We start from the raw sequence: 16,718 nt of genomic DNA on the forward strand, positions 1-16,718 counted from the left end.
CCGCGAAGCTATCGCCACGCGATAGAGCCGCCTTTAGCTGTGAACAACTTCTATATGCGGCCGCACAATGCCCGGCACCGTCTCGACGACTGATCGCCTCACCGGCCTGCCGCCGGATGAACACAACGGCACACAACCTCAGGGTGAAATTGCGTCCTCATCACAGATCGCGGCCGCAAAATCTTGCTGAACCCGCAATTTCTACCCAGATTTGAACCGTTTTTAAACGGCCTCATCATAGGGTTATTTCTGTCCGCGCCTCTACGGCCGGACGGCGGCAGGCACGGACCTGCAGAGTTCGTTTGGCATGATGGGCATCTTTCGGCGCGTCGCGACCGTCCGCCGTCCGGGCGGGACCGAGGGCCGCGCCGGCACGGCCGGACGCGTCCGACGGTTCGCCGGCCACCGGACCGGCGCCTCCGCGGTGGAGTTCGCGCTCCTGGCCGCGCCGTTCCTGGCCCTCCTGGGCGTCGTGGCGGAATCCGGCGTCATCGCCATCGAGCAGCAGACGCTGGATATCGCGGTCGACCGGAGCGTCCGGCAGCTGCGAACCGGCACCTTCCAGGACGGCTCCGACGGCAGCGATCCGAGCGAGCGCCTCCGCAGGATCGTCTGCACCGGCCCCTCGGCGCTGTTCCCCTGCGCCGACCTGCGCCTCGACGTCTCCCGGACGCCCTCGTTCTCGACCTCGCAGCCGGCGGAGCCGTTCGACAAGACCACGAAGACCTGGACGCCGGGCTTCGGCCAGCGCTTCGAGTGCCCGCAGGGCGGCGACACCGTCACGGTCCGGGTCGCCGTGCCGGTGATGCGGCTGTTCCAGATGCTGGATTTCACCGGCCGGATCATGGCCGACAAGACTCAGCTGCTGGTCACGACCGAGATCTTCCGGGCCGAGGATTACGAGCCCAAGCCGTGCTGAGCGGTCGCCTGCGCGCCCACCTGATCCGCCTGATCGGCGACCGGGAGGGCGTGAGCGCGATCGAGTTCAGCGTGATCGCCCCGATCCTGCTGCTGATCCTGATGGGGTCGATCGAGCTGCCCCGCGCCTACATGATCGGGAAGCGGCTCGACAACGCGGCGGCCACGATGGCGGACCTGATCTCGCGCGGCAGCTACGCCGACCTCAAGCCGGTCTTCGCCGCGACGAGCGCGATCTCCAACCCCTACGACGTGAGCCGGGCGAGCATCGTGCTCACGGCGGCGGGCACCTACAGCGACGGCAGCTCGGCGGCGACCAAGGTCTGCTCGAGCGCCGAGTCCAACGGACAGGCCCGCACGGCGGGCTCCTCGCTCGGCGCACCGCCCGCCGGGATGACCCGGAACGGCGACCGCTTCGTCGTGTCGGAAGTCACGATGACCTACCACCCGATCTTCCCGGTCCTCTCGAACCTGACGCGGTGGACCTTCCGGTACAAGAAGATCTGGCCGGTGCGCGGCGGCGAGATCTACAACGGGCAGAGCGAGGTGGTTCTGCCGGGGGGAAAACCCTGCCCGGCCTGACGGCTAGGCTGACGCTTCGTACCGGCCCGGCTTTGCGGCCGGCGCCACCGGATGACCCGGTGACGCCGGATCGCGGACACGCCCCGCCTCAGCGGGCCGGGACCGCGGTGGCGACGACCCGGCGCGAGGCCGGGCTCGCCGGGACGAGACGCGGCGTCGTGGCCAGCTCGGAGGCCGGCCGCACGGCGGCCGTGGGACGGGCCTGCTCGCGATAGAGCGGCGGGGTCAGCGCGATGCTCTCGTCGGCGCGGGCGGCTCCGATCATCGGAACGGCAGCGAGGGCGGCGAGAACGATGGTGCGAACGGTCATGATCTGAAGTCCTCTCGTTGTCCGGGGCGTGCCCGGCTTCGAGGGGATATCTACGCTGCAGAGCAACATGATCCAAACAGATGCAATCGATTTCCATTATCGATCTTGTCAATGATGGATCGCCGGTGAAACTGCCGATCGGCGCCGCCGTCTGCCTGGCTCGCATTCTGCATCCCCGGCCCGCCGAGCGGCCGGCGCGGAGTGGAGGCGTTGCTGGACTCGGACCGTGACCGGGTCGTCCTATGACGGACGGCCCCAGCGGACGGGCCGAGTTAATGAAAAATTAAAACTCCCCCCCGAATGTCGGGCGCGCGGTCGAAAATCTTCGAAATACCAGAGGTTTAGCGCGTAAAATTTTACCTGTTCGCGCGGAAGGAGACGGCCCGTTGCTGGTTGCGGCCCTGCTTTTCGCGGTGGGCATATGGGAGGGCTGGCGGTATCGGGCATCGGTTCTGATGGCCAGCTCGATGCTGGTCACCCTCGGGTGGCTGGCCCTCTCGATCTTCGTCTGGGCCCAGTTCGACGCCGAGAAGGTGCTGCTGCTCTTCGCCTACCTCACCGCTCTCCAGGCCGGCTATCTCGTCGGGGCCTATATCAGCGCCGATACCGGCCCGAGCCGCTGACCGGTCCGGCGGCGCCGCCGGGATTGGGGTCCGGCCGGCAGACGCATACTCGGCGCGCGCTCAGTGGCCGAGCGCGACCGGGATGCTGAGATCGACGATCCCGTCCACACCCAGGAGTGCGGCGGGCGGCGCGGGCGCCGGACTGATGCCCTGCACGGCGCGGAGCGCCCGTTGATCGAGCTTCGCCGAGCCCGAGCTCTCCTCGATCTCCGCGCCCTGAACCGCACCGTCCGCGGCGATCTGCACGTGGACGACCACGGTTCCGCGGCCACGGCCCGGTCCCGGCCGCGTCCCGGCGCGGTCCGCGGCATCGATCCGCGTGACGAGGTCGGAGAGCCAGGCCCGCGCTGCAAGTCCCGGTGCGGTCCGCGCCGCCACCGCCGACGACGAAAGGGCGAGGCCGAACACGACGGCAGCGGCGATCACGGCGCGCGGCAGCATGGGGAGCGGCGACATGGGGAACAGCGGCTCCTCGAGCCCGGGATCGGGGATCGACCCTACGCGCAGAGGCGGATCCCTAGCGACCCCTTCCGCCGGTCGCCGTCACGAGACAGCGGTGGATTTCCGGCCCTTCGGTCCCGCGGCGGCCAGCATGATGTCGTCGCTGCCGACCTCGAGGCCGGTGTAGCCCAGCATCTCGGCGAGCTGCGTCCGAGCCCGCCAGACCCGGCTCTTCACCGTGCCGATGCGGCACTGCATGACGGCGGCGGTCTCCTCGTAAGTGAGGTTCTCGATCGCCACGAGCACCAGCGCCTGCCGCATCGGCGGCGCCAGGCGGTCGAGGGCGGCCTGGACGTCACTCAGGTCGAGATGGCCGCCCTGCTCGGGCAGCGAGACCATCCGCTCCGCCTGCGCGCCGTCCTCGTCCTGCACCTCGCGCCCACGCTTGCGGTGCTCGTTGTAGAACTGGTTGCGCATGATGGTGAACAGCCACGCTTCCAGGTTCGTGCCCGGCGCGAAGCTCGCGCGCGAGCGCCAGGCACGGAGGAGCGTGTTCTGCAGGAGGTCGTCGGCACCGACATGGCTGCGCAAGAGCGAGCGGGCGAAGCGCTGCAGGTTCGGCACCAGGGCGAGGAGCGAGGCCTGGAACGCCTTCTCGCGCCCGTCCTGCGCCCGGCCGAAGGCGCCGTCGAGCAGCCTCAGCAGTTCGGCGAAGCGATCCGCGATGGTCGGCTCGACGTTGTCCTGCGCGTAGGTCGCCGCGAGCAGATGGCCGAGGTGATACTGCACGCTGTCGGGGAGCCGGGGGCCCTGCGCGTCGATTGTATCAGCGTCGAGCGAGAGTTCGAGCATGATAGCCGATCACCTGAAGGGTACGAAAAATCGCGTGGCGCCATTAATCGCTGAATACGCCGCATCCGCCGCAACATAGATCAGCGGATGGGCACATCTTCGGATCAATATATGCTGGCCTCCGCGACAATCGCGACAGAGATGTCGACGGAATGAGGGAGTTCGATGACGTCATACGCACCGGAAAACTGTTCGCCGCACGGCCGTATCTGCGGCAGCGCACGCGAAGATCTCGCTGCTGCGAATGCCCGCCCCGAGCGGGGCGGCCGCAGGACGCTCTCGACCGCGGGATCGTGCCCATGACCCGGCTCTCGGATCTCGAGGACGATCCCGCCTTCCAGGAGGCCGTCCTCGCCGTTCGGGGCGCAGCCAGCACCCTGAGCGGCCGGGCCGTGACCGTCGAGGAGGCCCGGTTCCTCGTCGGCATCGCCCTGACGACCTTCGCGCATGCCGGCGGTCTCGAGGAGCCCAGCCGCAGCCGGCTGGCCCGTTTCTCGGCGCGCATCGGGCCAGGCACCGTCGTCGAGACGCTGACCAAGCACTGAGCGTGGGCGCCGGGCGCGCGGGCCGGCGCCCCGGCCTATCCGGCCTCCGCCATGGCCGCCCGCAGAACCCGGAGGAGGTCCGCCATGACCGCCTCCCGGTCCGGATCGCGCGCCGCGAGGCGGAGCCCCGCGGCGACGTGCTGGTCGATGATCAGGAGGCCGACCTCGCGCAGGGCCGCTGTGGCGGCCCGGATCTGCTGGACCTCGTCGAGGCAGTGCCGGTCGGCCTCGACCATCGCCCGCAGGCCCCGGACCTGACCCTCGATCCGCGCCAGTCGCCGGACCAGCGGGGCGCGCTCCGCGTCGGTCCGGGCGAGGCAGACACGACCGTCGACGAGCGTGCCGCGTGTCACCGTCCTGCGAGCCACCTGTTCCCGTCCGCGCGCGGGTCGCGGCGCACCGGAGCGCCGCGACCTCGGGTGAGCCGTCCCGGCCGGCGGATCAGCCGATCTGCTGGCTCTCGGCACCGCTGTCGGGCCGGGCCGGGCCGAGCACCGGCTCCTCGCCCATCGGCTGGTTCTGGACGACGCTGAACTCGCCCTTGCCGTCGAGCGACGGGCCCTGCGTCCAGCGCCCGGCCGGCGGCGGCGAACCGTCCGCCGACGTGGAGAAGAAGTTGTAGTTGAACTTCTGGTTCTCCTTCTCCTGCGGGAAGGAGTTCGGGATCGGCAGCGTTCCGGCGTGGCCGCCGAGTTCCTCGATCACCGCCAGCCATTGCTGCTGGTGCATCGTGTCCCGGGCGATGAGGAAGCTCCACATGTCGCGCATGCCCGCATCGTTGGTGGCGTTGTAGAGCCGCACCGCCAGGACACGCCCGGTGCTCTCGGCGGCGACGTTGCAGTACATGTCGGCCGCGATGTTGCCGCTGGCGTAGATGTGGCTCATGTCGAAGGACTGGCCGTCGGAATTACCCGGGAAGGCGGCCATGCCGGTCGACAGCAGCGTCTTGTGCAGCATGCCCTCGGCGATGTGGCGCGGGTTCTCGCCGCCCATCACGGCACCGACGATCGCGTCGGCCGCCCCGGCCTCCTGGACCTTGGTAGGGGCGTTCTCGAGGTTCAGCGCCACCGCAGTCGCGAGCATCTCGATATGGCCGATCTCCTCGGTAGCCGTATTGAGCAGCATGTCGCGGTACTTGGTCGTCGGGGCGCGGTTCCCCCAGGCCTGGAAGAAGTACTGGAAGGCGACCCGGATCTCGCCCTCGATGCCGCCAATCGCCTGCTGGAGCATGCGGGCGTAGATCGGGTCGGGGCTGTCGACCTTGACCGGGTACTGAAGCCGCTTGTCGTGATAGTACATGATGTCTGTCCCTCGCGAGAGGCACGGCGTGCTCAAGCCCACCGCACGATCGGCCGTCGGCCCGGTACTCCGTGGGAGCATCGCGCCTCGCACCCTGTCCAACCCCGCCTCGGGACCACGGTTCGATCTTTCGCGAATTTTATAACGATCAATATTTGACCGAACGCATTTTCCCGCGCCGTGCCAGGGTATTGTCGTGAAAATCCACGATCAGCGCCGCGCCTAACCGGCCAGAATTACACAATGTAAGTTAAGGGCGCCTCACCCATGTTAAGGGGCGACGCGAATGACCGGATCAGCGGCCCCTTTCTCTGCCCGCGATGCGCCGCGTGCGGGCGCTCGGTGGTCGGACAGGGGACAGTTCTCTCGGGATCGCCGGGCGCGCGCGGCGCGGCCGCGGAACGCGCCGCTCTACGAGCGCCTACAGGAGCCCGGTGCGCCGGGCGAGCATGATCCCGAAGGCGAGGCAGGCGGCGAGGCTGACGGCCAGCATGGCGACGTTGGTCCAGAACCGGACCGGCCGGCTGGACCCGTCGATCCCGCTCGCCCGCAGCCGCACCCACGGCACGTAGAGGTAGAGGGCGATCAGCGTCAGGATCAGGAACGCGAAAGTGGCGACCCGCCCGGTGATCAGGGCCGCGCCGGCCAGGACCGCCCATCCGATGACGAGGCCCAGCATGGTGAACAGGGCAGTCGAGTTCACGTCCGCGCGTCCCCTTCAGCGGATGGTGTCGGCCGGGCAGCCGACGCGATCCTCAGTCTGCGACGGGTTCCGCTAGGGAACCGTTAGCATCGTCCGGACTGTTTGCGAGATCGGGAAGGTTTCTGGTGCTGCGAGAGAGGATTGAACTCTCGACCTCTTCATTACCAATGAAGTGCTCTACCACTGAGCTACCGCAGCAGGTGACCGGGGCGCTCCCGCGAGGGCGTCTCCGTCCGGCCGAGTGGGGCCATAACGGATCGCCGCCGGGTTGGCAACGCCGTGTTGCGCTTCCGCGCCGTTTTAGGTGCGCGATGCGGCCCGGATCAGGGCGGCGAGCCCGGGCTCGGACACGGCCTCGGCGGCGTCCGACGGGGTGAACCATCGGAGTTCCCGCTGGCGCGCCTCCGGGAAATGCTTGAGCTGCTTGCGCACCTCCAGCGGAAACACCTTCACCTGGCACAGGACGGTGTCGAGGTTCCTCAGACGCTTCTGGTAGAGGTACAGCCCGATCGGCCGCTTGCCGACCGCACCGCGCAGGCCGGCCTCCTCGTAGGCCTCCCGCGCGGCCGCCTCGAACGGCTTGCGACCCTTCATCGGCCATCCCTTGGGGATGACCCAGCGGCGGCTCTCCCGGGAGGTCACCAGCAGGATCTTGGTCTTGCCGTCCCGCCCGTGCCGGAACGGAAGGGCCCCGACCTGCCGCCGCGGCTCGCCGTCCTCCTCGAGGACGGTCACGGGCGCACCCGGCGACGCGGGACGCCCCTCCGATCCGACCGGATCGACGGCGCGCGCGGGCTGTGAGCGGGCTGGGGGATGATCGGATCCTCGGTCGGCAGCTCACGACAAGCTACACGGCGCGCCGGCTCATTCAACTTGCAATAGTCGAACGCCCCGGCGTGTCCGTGACCCCGCGGCGCTCCTGTCATCTCGCGCTCGGACGGCCGGCGCGCCGTGAAACCGGTCACCCGATCCGACGAACCGGCCGCTCACCCGAGCCGGAAGGCGGCAGCGCCGCGGACGCCATCCCGGCCGAGACCGGGTCGGCACCGGCCGCCTTCGAGGCGCCCGCCTTCGCCGGAAGGACGGTCGGGATCGGGCCGGTGGAGGTCGACGCCGCGGACGCGACCGAGGCCGAGGACGCGGCCTGGGCCGACGCGGAGGTCGACGCGGGTGTCGGCGACGGGACCGGAGCAGTCGCGGCGGCGGGGGACACGGTCGGAGGCGACACGGGGACCGATGAGGCGAGCGGTCTGGCGCCCGGCGCCGCGGCGTTCGGGGCCGCCGGCACGAGGGCCGTGCCGGCGGCATCCGCCTCCGGCTCCACCGCGGGCGCGGCACCGAGCGTGTTCGGGGGCTCGCGCCACGCGAAGGCGTCGAGGCGCCCGGTCACCGGCGAGACCGGCGCCCAGGTATCGGTGGCGATGCCGTCGGCGATCCACACGCGGTCGCGCGGGGCGCGGGCGGCCCGGGCCAGCCACTCGCGGGCCTGACCGGAGGCGGCCCCGTGCTCGGCCTCCTCGATGGCCGCCATCATCAGGCAGGCCCGGGCGGTCGGACGGTCGGAGAGCAGGGGCTTCACGGCCTCGCGGGCCCGCTTGTAGTCCCGCGCGTCGAGGGCGGCCTGGCCCAGGGCGAGGCGGGATTCGGGGTCCCAGACCGACAGCTTCGCCAGGACTTCGGCGCGGGCGAGGCGGTCGCGGACCGAATCGCCGGGACGCAGGCCCAGATAGACCTTCGCGAGGTCGGGATGGGGATTGGCCTTCCAGGCCGCCTCGACGATCCGGGCGGCCTTCTTGACGTCGCCGCGACGGGCGAGGAGGCGGCCGGCGATGCAAGCCGCCGGCACGAGGTCGGGGGCGAGCTTGACCGCCTGCAGGGCCCGCTCCGCGGCGATCTCCGGCTCGCCGGCCTCGCGCTCGCCGGCGATGGCGGTGAGGAGCACCGCCCGCTGGCGCCGGGCCGCGGCCTTGTCGATCAGTCCGAGGGACGAGCGGCGCTCGATCGTCTCCAGGGCGGCCGCCCAGTCGCCGTCGGCGCTCTGCGCCTCCAGAAGGGCCTCGTTGGCCCAGGTCACGCTCGGGGCGAGGCGGGCGGCCTCGGTGGCGTAGGCGCGGGCGGCCGTCTCGTCCTCGCGGCGCCGGGCCTCGACGAACAGGCCGCGCAGGCCCAGGACCCGGGTCTCGGGATCGTCGACCATGCGCTGGAAGGCGCTCTCGGCCGCGTCCCGGTCGCCGGAGATCTGCGCCGCCTGCGCCTTCAGCAGCAGGGTCAGCGGCTCGGTGCCGAGGAGCCGCTCGGCGTCGCCCGCGAAGCGGCGGGCCGCCAGGGGATCGCCCGAGCCCACCGCCACCATGCCGCGGGAGAGGGCCGAGAGGCCCTTGGCCCGGCGCCGCTCGGCCGAGCCGCGGACCAGGGCCTCGGGCAGGCCGATGACACCGCGCACGATCGCCCAGAGGACGCCCAGGACGATCGCCGCCGCGATCACGCCGACGAGGGCGACCGCGAGGCTGGTGCCGATCTGGTAGCCGTTCCAGACGACGGTGACGGTGCCGGGCCTGTCGGCGATCCAGACCGCCCCGAAGGCGGCGAGTGCGAGCAGGGCCAGGAAGGCGAGGGCGCGCCACATGGGGTCAGTATCTCCTGTCGGCGGCCGGCTGGCGGCCGTCGCGGGGTGCGGGAGGAGCGGGGCGCCTGCGCGCCCGCTCGGAGATGGTGCGGCCGCGCAGCGCGCGGATCGGGGCCCTCACCGGCCTAGCGCCCGGGGGCGGCCTGGGCCGGCTGGGCGGCGCCGACCGGCAGGGCCTTGAAGGCGCCGTCGAGCAGCGCGCGCACGGCCTGCTCGGCCTCGGCCCGGGCCTTGAGCTTGGCGCCGAAATCCCCGGCCTGCTCCCGGGCCTCGGCCGGGAGCGCCGCGAAGGCCGCCGAGGCCGCCGGCAGGTCGCCGCGGTCGAGGGCCGCCTGGACCTTGCTCTCCGGATCGTCCGCGGCCTCGGGAGCGGGTGCGTCGGCCTTGCGGATCTGCACGAGACCGTCGGCCATGCTCAGGAGCTTGGTGCGGAAATCGCCGGTCTCGGCCGCGCTCTTGGCCCGCTGCGCCTGCCGCTTGGCCGCGATCCGCTCGGCGATCGGCCGGAACGTGTCGGCAAGATCCCCAGCCGAGGGAGCACCGCCGTCGGCGAAGGGCGCCAGGGCCTTGGCCTGCGCGTCGGTCCCCGGATCGAGCTTGCGCAGGGTCGCGAGCGGCTCGGCGTAGCTCGTCCCGGATTCCAGGGCGGCCGCCACGCGGTCGGCGACGACGACCCGGAGCGCCGCCTGGACGGTGCTGGCCTCGGCGCGCTGCGCGACGCTCTTGTCCAGGGCGGCGATCTGGTCGGCCTGCTCCTGCAGCCGCCGGTCGACCGCCTTCGCGGCCTCCGCGGCCTGGGCCTGTCCGGCCTCGGCGGCGGTGCGGCTCGCCTGGGTCGCCGCCTGGACCGCCTCGGTCGCGGCCTTCACCCGCGCGTCGACGGCCTGCTGCAGCGCGTCGAGGCGCTGCCCCAGGGCCGCGTCGGCCTCGGCGTTCGCCTTGGTCTTCTGCTCCACCTCGCTCTGCAGCGCCGCGACCTTCCGGGCGGCCTCCTCGGCCGCGCCCTTGTTGGCGCCGCCATCCTCCACCGCCTTCAGGCGGGTCTCGAGGTCGGCGATCTGCTTCGCGTTGTCCTGGACCACGCCGAGCTTCGAATCGGCCGGCTGGTCGCGACCGGGCTCCTGACCCGGCTCCTCCTGCAGGGCCGCGACGCGCTGGTCGAGGCTGTCGAGGCGGGCGACGAGATCCGGCGGCACGGCGGGGGCCTGACCGGAGGCCTGACCGGCCGCTTGCCCGTCGGCGGTGGACGCGGGCGCCGCACCGGACTTGTCCAGGGCCTGCTTGGCGCTCGCCTCGGCGGCGGCGACGCGCTTGTCGAGCGCCGTCACGGCGTCGCGCGGGGCCAGCCCGTCGAGACGCTTGTCGAGGGACGCGAGCTGGCCGGAGAGCCTCTGGTCCAGGGCGCTCAGGCGCGGGTCGGGACCGATCCCGGCCTTCTCGGCGCCGAACAGCAGGCCGGCGCCGATCACGCCGCCGAGCAGCCCCGCGGCCGCGAGCGAGCCGAACCCGGCCCGGGCCCGGCCGGCGGGCGCGGCGGCGCTCCTGTTGGGATCGACGACGGCCACCGCGGGGATCGGGCCCTTCGGCGGCTCCTTGCCGTCCCTGGAGGCGTCCTTGGAAGTATCCCTGGAAGCGTCCTTGGAAGCGTCCTTGCCCGGCTCCTTGCCGGCGGCCGGCGGATCCGGGATGCGCTTGGCCTTCAGGTCGATGATCGGGCCGGCCGTCACCGCGCTGGCCGCTGCCGGGCCCGCGGCGCCGGGTGCGGGTCCGCCCGGACGGGGACCGCCCTGCGTTCCGGTTCCGGGCTGCGCGGCCTTCGGATCGATCTTCGCGCCGGACATCCCGGACGCGGCGGTGGAGGCCGTCGACGACGACGAGGCGGACGCCCCGGTCCTGCCGTCGGAGGCCGACGACGCGGCACCCGCCGTCACGGGATCGGGCTTCGCACCGGCCGACTGGGCGACCGGGTCGGTCGCCGGCCTGGGCGGCGTTCCGGACGCGGATCCCTGCGGCCCCCGCATGCCGCCGGCGGCGGTGGAGGAGGTGGAGGCCGACATCGAGGCCGACGTGGAAGCGGACGTCGAGGCCGACGTGGAGGCTGTGGACGCCGACGTCGCGGCCGGTCGGGACGCGCCACCGGGCGGGCTGGACTGCCCGGGCTTGTCGGCGTCGCTGGGTGGTGGCGTCACGGGCAAGTCCTCCAACTCTTCGGCGTCGCCGCGCCCCCCTAGCACCGCGGCGGCGCCGGGCGCGAGGGCGAGATACGGCGGCCCGGCCTCCCTGTCACCGCGCGGTTAGCCCGGTCGCCCTGCCAGGGCGTCGAGCAGGTCCGCTTCGCGCGGGCGTGCCGCGACGAAATGGACCGGAACACCGGCCGCTTCCAGGGGTGCCGCAACATCCGGCGATAGGCAGTAATGCCTCAGCCGGCGGAAAGCTCCGCCGTGCTCCGATCCATCCGCGAGGGCAAGGGCGACGGCGGCGCTGCGCCGGGAATAGTGAAGGGCCGCCTCGAGGCGGTTCTCGGCGAGTTCGCGGCCGACCGCCGGCGGCAGGCGGTCCAGCGGTTCGGCCCGGTACGCCACGAAGGCCGTGACCCGGAATCCGGCGGCCGTGAGCGTCGCCGCCGGTTCCGGCTTGCGCTCGGCTCCCGTCGCGTGGAGGAGCGGCTGGCCGGGCGGCAGCGTCGCCGCCACCAAGCCGGCGAGGCCCGCGGCGTCGCCGGGCCCCTCCCGGACGGGGCCGAGACCGGCCGCGCGAGCCAGGGCGGCCGTCCGAGCGCCGACGGCGAAGACCGGGAGGCCGCGCAGGGCCGGCGCGTCGCGGATCGCCGGAACCGCGTTGGCGCTGGTCAGCAGCAGCGCGGCGAAGGGTCCCATGGGCGGGGCCGCCGCGGTCGGCCGCACGGCCAGGACCGGCGCCACCAGCGGCGCGTGGCCGAGTTCGGCCAGGGCCGCCCCGGTCCGCGTCGCTCCCGGCTCGGGCCGCGCCACCCAGATCCGCAAGGGCTAGGTCTCCAGCGTCAGGCGGACGCCGTGACGCGCCGCGTCGCCCGGGGCGAGCAGGCGCTGCGAATCGCGCGCGGCGAGGTCGCCCGCGAAGTCCGACCAGTCGGCGTAGCCGGTCCAGCACTCCAGCGACAGGAAGGGTGCGGTCGGCTTGGTCCAGACCGCCAGGTGGGGGAAATCCGCCATCTCCATGCGGATCGATCGTCCGGGGCCGGTGAAGCGCATCCAGCGGCTGCGGGCGTTCCGGAACACGAAGGCCTCGGTGAAGAGCGCCGGATCGAGGGGCAGCGTGTCCCCGGCGAGGGGGATCGGCTGCTCGTCGCGCAGCAGCAGGCCGCCCGGGCCGACCTGCGGGGCGAAGGGCCGCTCCGCCTCCTCGAAGGCGACCGCGTAGCCGCCGTCGCGGGCGCGGGTGCCGCCCGCGAAGGGCCACGGGAAGGCCGGGTGGAAGCCGAGGGCGTAGGGCAGGGGGACGGCGCCGGGATTGGCGACGGTCACGTCGAGGTCGAGCCCCGCCGGGCGGACCCGCGCGGCGATGTCGAGCCGGAACGCGAACGGGTAGTGCGCCCGCGTCTCGGGCCCGTCGGTCAGGCGCAGGGTCACCGCGTCGGCGCTCAGGTCGACCACCGCGAAGGGCAGGTCCCGGGCGAAGCCGTGCTGGGCCATCGGGTAGCGCTCGGACCCGACCGTCACGTGCCCGCCCGCCGAGGCGCCGACCACCGGGAAGAGCCAGGGTGCGTGGCGGTTCCAGTGCTCGGGATCGCCGCTCCAGAGATACTCGGTCCCGCCGACCCGCCACGAGACCGGCTCGGCCCCGTCGGTCGCGAGCGTCGCGGTGGTGCCGTCCGATGCGGTCAGCTCGATGCGCGTGGTCACGGTGCTCTCCCGGTCTGCCTCGGTGAGCCGAGGTAACGGAGGCGGGGCCGGACGCAAGGCCCCGGCGCGCGGTTGCTCAGGCCGCCGTTCCGAGCCCCGGCAGGACCGCCTCGGGCGGCCCGGAAGCGACGATCCGGCCGGCCTCCAGGACGTGGACCGCGTCGGCGCCCTCCAGGGTCGAGAGGCGGTGGGCGATCAGGATCAGCGTCCGCCGGCCCGAGAGGGCGCGCAGCGCCCGCATCACGGCCGCCTGCGTCTCGTCGTCGAGGGCCGAGGTCGCTTCGTCGAAGACGATGACGTCCGGGTCGTGGTAGAGTGCCCGGGCGATGCCGACGCGCTGACGCTGGCCGCCGGACAGCCGCGCCCCGCGCTCGCCGACCCGCTCGGCGTAGCCGTGCGGCAGGGCGGCGACGAAGTCGTGGGCGCCGGCGAGCCGCGCCGCCCGCTCGACGGCGGCGAGGTCCGGCGCGTCGAGGCCCAGCGCGATGTTCTCCGCCACGGTCCCGTCCACCAGGAACACCTCCTGCGGGACGTAGCCGATCCGGTTCTGCCACGCGGGCAGGGTGCCGGCATCGAGGGGCCGGCCGTCCACGGTGATCCGCCCGGCGGTCGGGCCCAGCACGCCGAGGATCAGGCCCGCGAGCGTCGACTTGCCCGAGCCGGTGCGCCCGGCAAGGCCGACCGTAGCGTTGACCGGGATCGTCAGGTCGATCCCCGCGAGGGCCGGACGGCCGGTGCCGTAGTCGAAGCCGAGGCCCTCGAGCCGGATCGCCCGCGCGAAGGGCAGCCGCTCCGCGGTGCGGGGCCGCGGCTCGCGCTCGTCGGCGAGCTCGTCGACGATCACCCGCACCGCCGGCAGGGTGAAGCGCATCAGCGCCACCGAGGTGAAGATGTTCTGGAAGGCCGGCAGCATGCGGTAGCCCGCGAAGGCGAACAGGCCGAGCAGCGGCAGGATGCCGGCGACGTCGAGCCCCTGGGCGAGCGCGAACAGCACCACCACGATCACCCCGCCGAAGGCCAGGGCCTCGATGACGAAGCGCGGCATCTGGCCGGTGAGCTGGCTCGCCGCGGTGGCGAGGGCGTAGGCCCGGGCCGGGGCGTCGAACCGCGACGCGAACGCCTCCGCGCGCCCGTAGAGCTTCAGCTCGGTGAGCGCCCCGAAGGTCTCCTGCACGATCCGGAAGCGGGCCTCGTTGTCGGCGACGGTGCGGCCGCCCAGCCGGGCCAGCCGGGCGCGCATCACCAGGTAGATCCCGACATAGAGGCCGCCGAAGCCGCCCCCCAGGATCAGCGCGAGCTGCGGCGCGTAGGCCAGCAGGAACGCGATCACCGCGAGCGCCGAGCTCGCCCGCGAGGCGAGCACCGTGGCGGGGGTCAGCGCGCCGATCACCAGCCGGTCGGTCTCGGACAGCACGTTCTTGGCGAGCTCGGCGCTGTTGGCTTTCGCGAAGAACAGCCGCTCCCGGTCGAGGTAGCGGAACAGCAGCCGCCGGCTGAGGCTGTAGCCGGCCAGGTGCGTGAACCGGAGCTGCGCATAGGTCAGCCCGGCATTCACCAGCGCGGTGACGAGGATCGCCGCGAGCGCGGCCCCGCCGGTCACCAGCAGGAAGCCGCGCTCGTCGGTCAGTCCGAGGGCGCTCCGGGCCTGGGCCAGGTAGGGGATCCGGGTCGCCGCCGACGGGTCCCCGACCAGCGTCAGGAACGGGATCACCGAGGCGACGCCCACCACCTCGAGCAGCGCCGCCGCCGCGAGGCCGAGGGCGATCAGGGCGAGCCGGCGCCGGTCGGCCGACCGCATGGCGCGGACGAGGTCGATCAGCGCGCGCATGGCATCGCGGGGTCTGGCGGGACGGCTCGCATGGTCGGGCCGGGCTTAAGCGCGCCGTCCCGGCCTGTCCACGCCGGGCTCAGTCGAGCTTCTTCAGGGAGCCCAGGTCGACCTCGCCGTCCTGGCCGGTGAAGGTCAGGGTCTTGGCCGCCCCGTCCGCCTGCGCGACGCCGCCGATCCGGTGGTCGCCGCTGTCGTAGGTCGAGACCTGCCCGTCGCGGTCGACGAGGAGGCGGCGCTTCTCCGGGAAGAACGCGTACTTCATCCCGTTCTGCGCGCCGCTGGTCGCGGGCTCGCCGAGATCCTTCGGCCACCAGGGCTCCGCGCCCTTCATCGGTTTCATCGGCTCCATGGGCTTCATGGGTTCCATCGGCTTCATGGGTTCCATCGGCTTCATCGGCTCCACGGCGCGCACCTCCTGTCCGGCGAGAGACAGGAGGACGCGGCAGGCGCGGAAGGGTTGCACGCGGGCCCGCCCGCCCGGGCCCGGCTCAGAGCGGCGGCAGCCCCGGCGCCGGGCGCTCCCGCACCTGGCTGTCGAAGCCGACATGGAGCTGGTGCTCGCGGCCGTCCCGGTCCTTCGCGGCCACCTCGAAATGGCGCGGCCCGCGGCCCGTGACCCGCACGTCGCCGTAGCCCGCCGCCTGGACCGAGGCGGTCAGGGCGGCCATGTCGGGCTTCGGCCCGAGACCGAGCCGGTCCTTGGCCCAGTCCAGGCTGCCGGTCGGAGGGCCGCCGGCCGGCCCGAGCAGCAGCGTGCGCCCGTCCCCGTGGGTCAAGACCCGGGCGCGCAGGAAGCCGGTCTCGAAGCGGCCCTGCACCGTCACGGTCTCGCCCTTGGCGACGAGGCCGCCGCCCTCGCCCTCGCGGCCCGTCTCCACGAGGGCCCGCCCGGTCCCGTCCTGCACCACGAACTTGTTGCCGAAGATCTCCGCGACGACGCCCTTGATGGCGGTCGCGCCGGAGGGGGCCAGGGCCTGGATCGCCACCGGCGCGACCGGCGTCGGTTGGAACGGCGTTCCCTGCGCCAGGGACAGGCCGACGGCGCCCAGGGCCAGCGGCAGCGCCACCGCGCCCACCACCCAGGTCCGCCGCGGCACCGCCCGCGACGCCGGCTTGGCGGCCCCGGGCTCGCGGACCTCCCGCGCGGTCCCGTCGATGGTCTTGTCGTCGCTCATGATCTCATCCTCTGAAGGGTCCGGATCCGCTCGATCCGATGCCCCTTCCTAGGGAGGTGCCGGCAATCCGGTCTGAACCGCGCGGTTCAGGCCCGGTTAAACGCGCCGCCCTAGGTCGCGGACTCATTAAGCTCGCAGCCAGACCCGCACGGCTGCGAGCTTGACGCTGGCGAGGAAGTTGTCGGGATCCTTGTCGTAGCGCGTGGCGACGGCGCGGAAGTGCTTGATCTTGCTGAAGAAGCGCTCGACCAGATTGCGGTACTTGTACAGGAACGGGCTGAAGGCCAACACCTTCTTGCGGTTGGGCATCGGCCTGACGTTCGCCCACGCGCCCTGCTCAGCCATCCGAGCGCGTAACGCGTCGCTGTCGTACGCTCGGTCGCCCAGCAGGATCTGGCCCGTGCCCAGACCGCCCAGCATGTCGGCCGCCGCGCGCCCATCGTGCGCTTGACCCGCGGTGATCTTGAGCGCCACCGGACGGCCCTCGGCATCCACCAGCGCGTGGATCTTGCTCGTCAGGCCGCCGCGCGAGCGACCCATGCCACCGGATCGGCCATCTTTTTTTGGGTGCAGGCGGCATGCTGGTGAACCCGCACGCTGGTGGCGTCGATCATCTGCAGGTCGCCGTCGTAAGCTTTTGACACCGCGTCCAGAAGCCGATCCCAGATGCCACGCTTGCGCCAGCGCCGAAAACGGTTGCCGCAGGTCGTATGTGGGCCGTAGCGCGCCGGGATGTCGGCCCAGGGCGCGCCCGTGCGCAGCCGCCAGAAGATCCCGTTGAGCACCCGCCGGTCATCCACGCGCTCCTTGCCGCGCACGTCCGTCGGCAACAACGGCTCGATCACCGCCCACTCCGCATCCGTCAAATCAAACCGCGCCATCAAGGCCCTCCTGCTCAGAGGGCTAACGACGCCGCGGTTCAACCGTGCCAG

At 72.5% G+C, this 16,718-nt stretch carries 20 protein-coding genes and 1 tRNA gene; 5 read left to right on the plus strand and 16 right to left on the minus strand.

What is annotated here, in order from left to right:
• Nucleotides 1–307: 307 nt before the first annotated feature.
• Both ACX9MN_RS14785 and ACX9MN_RS14790 read left to right on the plus strand, forming a co-directional pair.
• Nucleotides 308–919 carry a TadE/TadG family type IV pilus assembly protein gene (locus ACX9MN_RS14785; protein WP_091680321.1) on the plus strand — a complete coding sequence of 204 codons (612 nt, stop codon included), beginning with the start codon at nucleotides 308–310 and terminating at the stop codon, nucleotides 917–919.
• The gene (locus ACX9MN_RS14790) at nucleotides 913–1,500 is read left to right on the plus strand and encodes a TadE/TadG family type IV pilus assembly protein (protein ID WP_020092212.1); all 588 of its coding nucleotides are present in this window, start codon (nucleotides 913–915) and stop codon (nucleotides 1,498–1,500) included. The genes ACX9MN_RS14785 and ACX9MN_RS14790 overlap by 7 nt, the downstream gene beginning before the upstream one ends.
• Before the next feature lie 88 nt (nucleotides 1,501–1,588).
• On the opposite strand, the gene ACX9MN_RS14795 is transcribed toward ACX9MN_RS14790, so the two are convergent.
• The gene (locus ACX9MN_RS14795) at nucleotides 1,589–1,810 is read right to left on the minus strand and encodes a hypothetical protein (protein ID WP_020092213.1); all 222 of its coding nucleotides are present in this window, start codon (nucleotides 1,808–1,810) and stop codon (nucleotides 1,589–1,591) included.
• A 455-nt stretch (nucleotides 1,811–2,265) separates the two neighbouring features.
• Between ACX9MN_RS14795 and ACX9MN_RS14800 the strand changes: the two genes are divergently transcribed.
• Nucleotides 2,266–2,433 carry a hypothetical protein gene (locus ACX9MN_RS14800; RefSeq protein WP_244540715.1) on the plus strand — a complete coding sequence of 56 codons (168 nt, stop codon included), beginning with the start codon at nucleotides 2,266–2,268 and terminating at the stop codon, nucleotides 2,431–2,433.
• A gap of 60 nt (nucleotides 2,434–2,493) precedes the next feature.
• Here ACX9MN_RS14800 and ACX9MN_RS14805 read toward each other — a convergent pair whose 3' ends face one another.
• Both ACX9MN_RS14805 and ACX9MN_RS14810 read right to left on the minus strand, forming a co-directional pair.
• On the minus strand, nucleotides 2,494–2,889 hold the full coding sequence (locus ACX9MN_RS14805; protein WP_489724803.1) for an energy transducer TonB: 396 nt from the start codon (nucleotides 2,887–2,889) through the stop codon (nucleotides 2,494–2,496).
• Nucleotides 2,890–2,976: 87 nt separating this feature from the next.
• Complete coding sequence (locus tag ACX9MN_RS14810) at nucleotides 2,977–3,726, minus strand: sigma-70 family RNA polymerase sigma factor (RefSeq protein ID WP_056532505.1); 750 nt, start codon at nucleotides 3,724–3,726, stop codon at nucleotides 2,977–2,979.
• 299 nt (nucleotides 3,727–4,025) lie between these two features.
• Between ACX9MN_RS14810 and ACX9MN_RS14815 the strand changes: the two genes are divergently transcribed.
• On the plus strand, nucleotides 4,026–4,271 hold the full coding sequence (locus tag ACX9MN_RS14815; protein ID WP_020092217.1) for a hypothetical protein: 246 nt from the start codon (nucleotides 4,026–4,028) through the stop codon (nucleotides 4,269–4,271).
• Between the two features lie 35 nt (nucleotides 4,272–4,306).
• Here ACX9MN_RS14815 and ACX9MN_RS14820 read toward each other — a convergent pair whose 3' ends face one another.
• From ACX9MN_RS14820 to ACX9MN_RS14850, 7 genes are all read right to left on the minus strand, one after another.
• Nucleotides 4,307–4,558: a metal-sensitive transcriptional regulator gene (locus tag ACX9MN_RS14820; protein WP_244526945.1), complete on the minus strand. Its 252-nt coding sequence runs from the start codon at nucleotides 4,556–4,558 to the stop codon at nucleotides 4,307–4,309.
• Nucleotides 4,559–4,712: 154 nt separating this feature from the next.
• The gene (locus ACX9MN_RS14825; RefSeq protein ID WP_020092219.1) at nucleotides 4,713–5,570 is read right to left on the minus strand and encodes a manganese catalase family protein; all 858 of its coding nucleotides are present in this window, start codon (nucleotides 5,568–5,570) and stop codon (nucleotides 4,713–4,715) included.
• A 421-nt stretch (nucleotides 5,571–5,991) separates the two neighbouring features.
• Nucleotides 5,992–6,273, minus strand: a complete 282-nt coding sequence (locus tag ACX9MN_RS14830; protein ID WP_020092220.1) for a hypothetical protein — start codon at nucleotides 6,271–6,273, stop codon at nucleotides 5,992–5,994.
• A gap of 123 nt (nucleotides 6,274–6,396) precedes the next feature.
• Nucleotides 6,397–6,471, minus strand: a tRNA-Thr gene (locus tag ACX9MN_RS14835).
• 102 nt (nucleotides 6,472–6,573) lie between these two features.
• Nucleotides 6,574–7,008, minus strand: coding sequence for an NUDIX hydrolase (locus ACX9MN_RS14840; RefSeq protein WP_020092221.1), 435 nt, complete (start codon nucleotides 7,006–7,008; stop codon nucleotides 6,574–6,576).
• A gap of 226 nt (nucleotides 7,009–7,234) precedes the next feature.
• Nucleotides 7,235–8,899, minus strand: coding sequence for a heme biosynthesis protein HemY (locus ACX9MN_RS14845; RefSeq protein ID WP_489724804.1), 1,665 nt, complete (start codon nucleotides 8,897–8,899; stop codon nucleotides 7,235–7,237).
• 125 nt (nucleotides 8,900–9,024) lie between these two features.
• The gene (locus tag ACX9MN_RS14850; protein WP_489724805.1) at nucleotides 9,025–10,626 is read right to left on the minus strand and encodes a translation initiation factor 2; all 1,602 of its coding nucleotides are present in this window, start codon (nucleotides 10,624–10,626) and stop codon (nucleotides 9,025–9,027) included.
• Here ACX9MN_RS14850 and ACX9MN_RS14855 point away from each other — a divergent pair.
• Entirely contained in the window at nucleotides 10,592–11,197 is a 606-nt protein-coding gene (locus tag ACX9MN_RS14855; protein WP_489724806.1) for a hypothetical protein, read from the plus strand. The genes ACX9MN_RS14850 and ACX9MN_RS14855 overlap by 35 nt on opposite strands.
• Here ACX9MN_RS14855 and ACX9MN_RS14860 read toward each other — a convergent pair.
• The 6 genes from ACX9MN_RS14860 to ACX9MN_RS14885 all read right to left on the minus strand — a co-directional run bounded on the left by ACX9MN_RS14860 (nucleotide 11,194) and on the right by ACX9MN_RS14885 (nucleotide 16,667).
• Complete coding sequence (locus tag ACX9MN_RS14860; RefSeq protein WP_091680310.1) at nucleotides 11,194–11,901, minus strand: uroporphyrinogen-III synthase; 708 nt, start codon at nucleotides 11,899–11,901, stop codon at nucleotides 11,194–11,196. The genes ACX9MN_RS14855 and ACX9MN_RS14860 overlap by 4 nt on opposite strands.
• A gap of 3 nt (nucleotides 11,902–11,904) precedes the next feature.
• A complete protein-coding gene (locus ACX9MN_RS14865; protein ID WP_489724807.1) occupies nucleotides 11,905–12,780 on the minus strand; it encodes an aldose 1-epimerase family protein in 876 nt (291 codons plus the stop codon).
• Nucleotides 12,781–12,856: 76 nt separating this feature from the next.
• Nucleotides 12,857–14,608: an ABC transporter ATP-binding protein gene (locus ACX9MN_RS14870; protein ID WP_489724808.1), complete on the minus strand. Its 1,752-nt coding sequence runs from the start codon at nucleotides 14,606–14,608 to the stop codon at nucleotides 12,857–12,859.
• A 79-nt stretch (nucleotides 14,609–14,687) separates the two neighbouring features.
• Nucleotides 14,688–15,074: a hypothetical protein gene (locus tag ACX9MN_RS14875; protein ID WP_489724809.1), complete on the minus strand. Its 387-nt coding sequence runs from the start codon at nucleotides 15,072–15,074 to the stop codon at nucleotides 14,688–14,690.
• A gap of 25 nt (nucleotides 15,075–15,099) precedes the next feature.
• Nucleotides 15,100–15,786 (minus strand): DNA-binding protein, encoded by a 687-nt coding sequence (locus ACX9MN_RS14880; protein WP_489724810.1) that lies wholly within the window; start codon nucleotides 15,784–15,786, stop codon nucleotides 15,100–15,102.
• Between the two features lie 126 nt (nucleotides 15,787–15,912).
• Nucleotides 15,913–16,667, minus strand: a protein-coding gene (locus ACX9MN_RS14885) for an IS5 family transposase (protein WP_489724811.1) whose coding sequence is annotated in 2 segments (ribosomal slippage) — nucleotides 15,913–16,343 and nucleotides 16,343–16,667 — 756 coding nt in all. Because the reading frame shifts where the segments join, the coding sequence is not laid out codon by codon here.
• Nucleotides 16,668–16,718: the final 51 nt, after the last annotated feature.

It is taken from the genome of Methylobacterium sp. 1A, assembly GCF_058072805.1.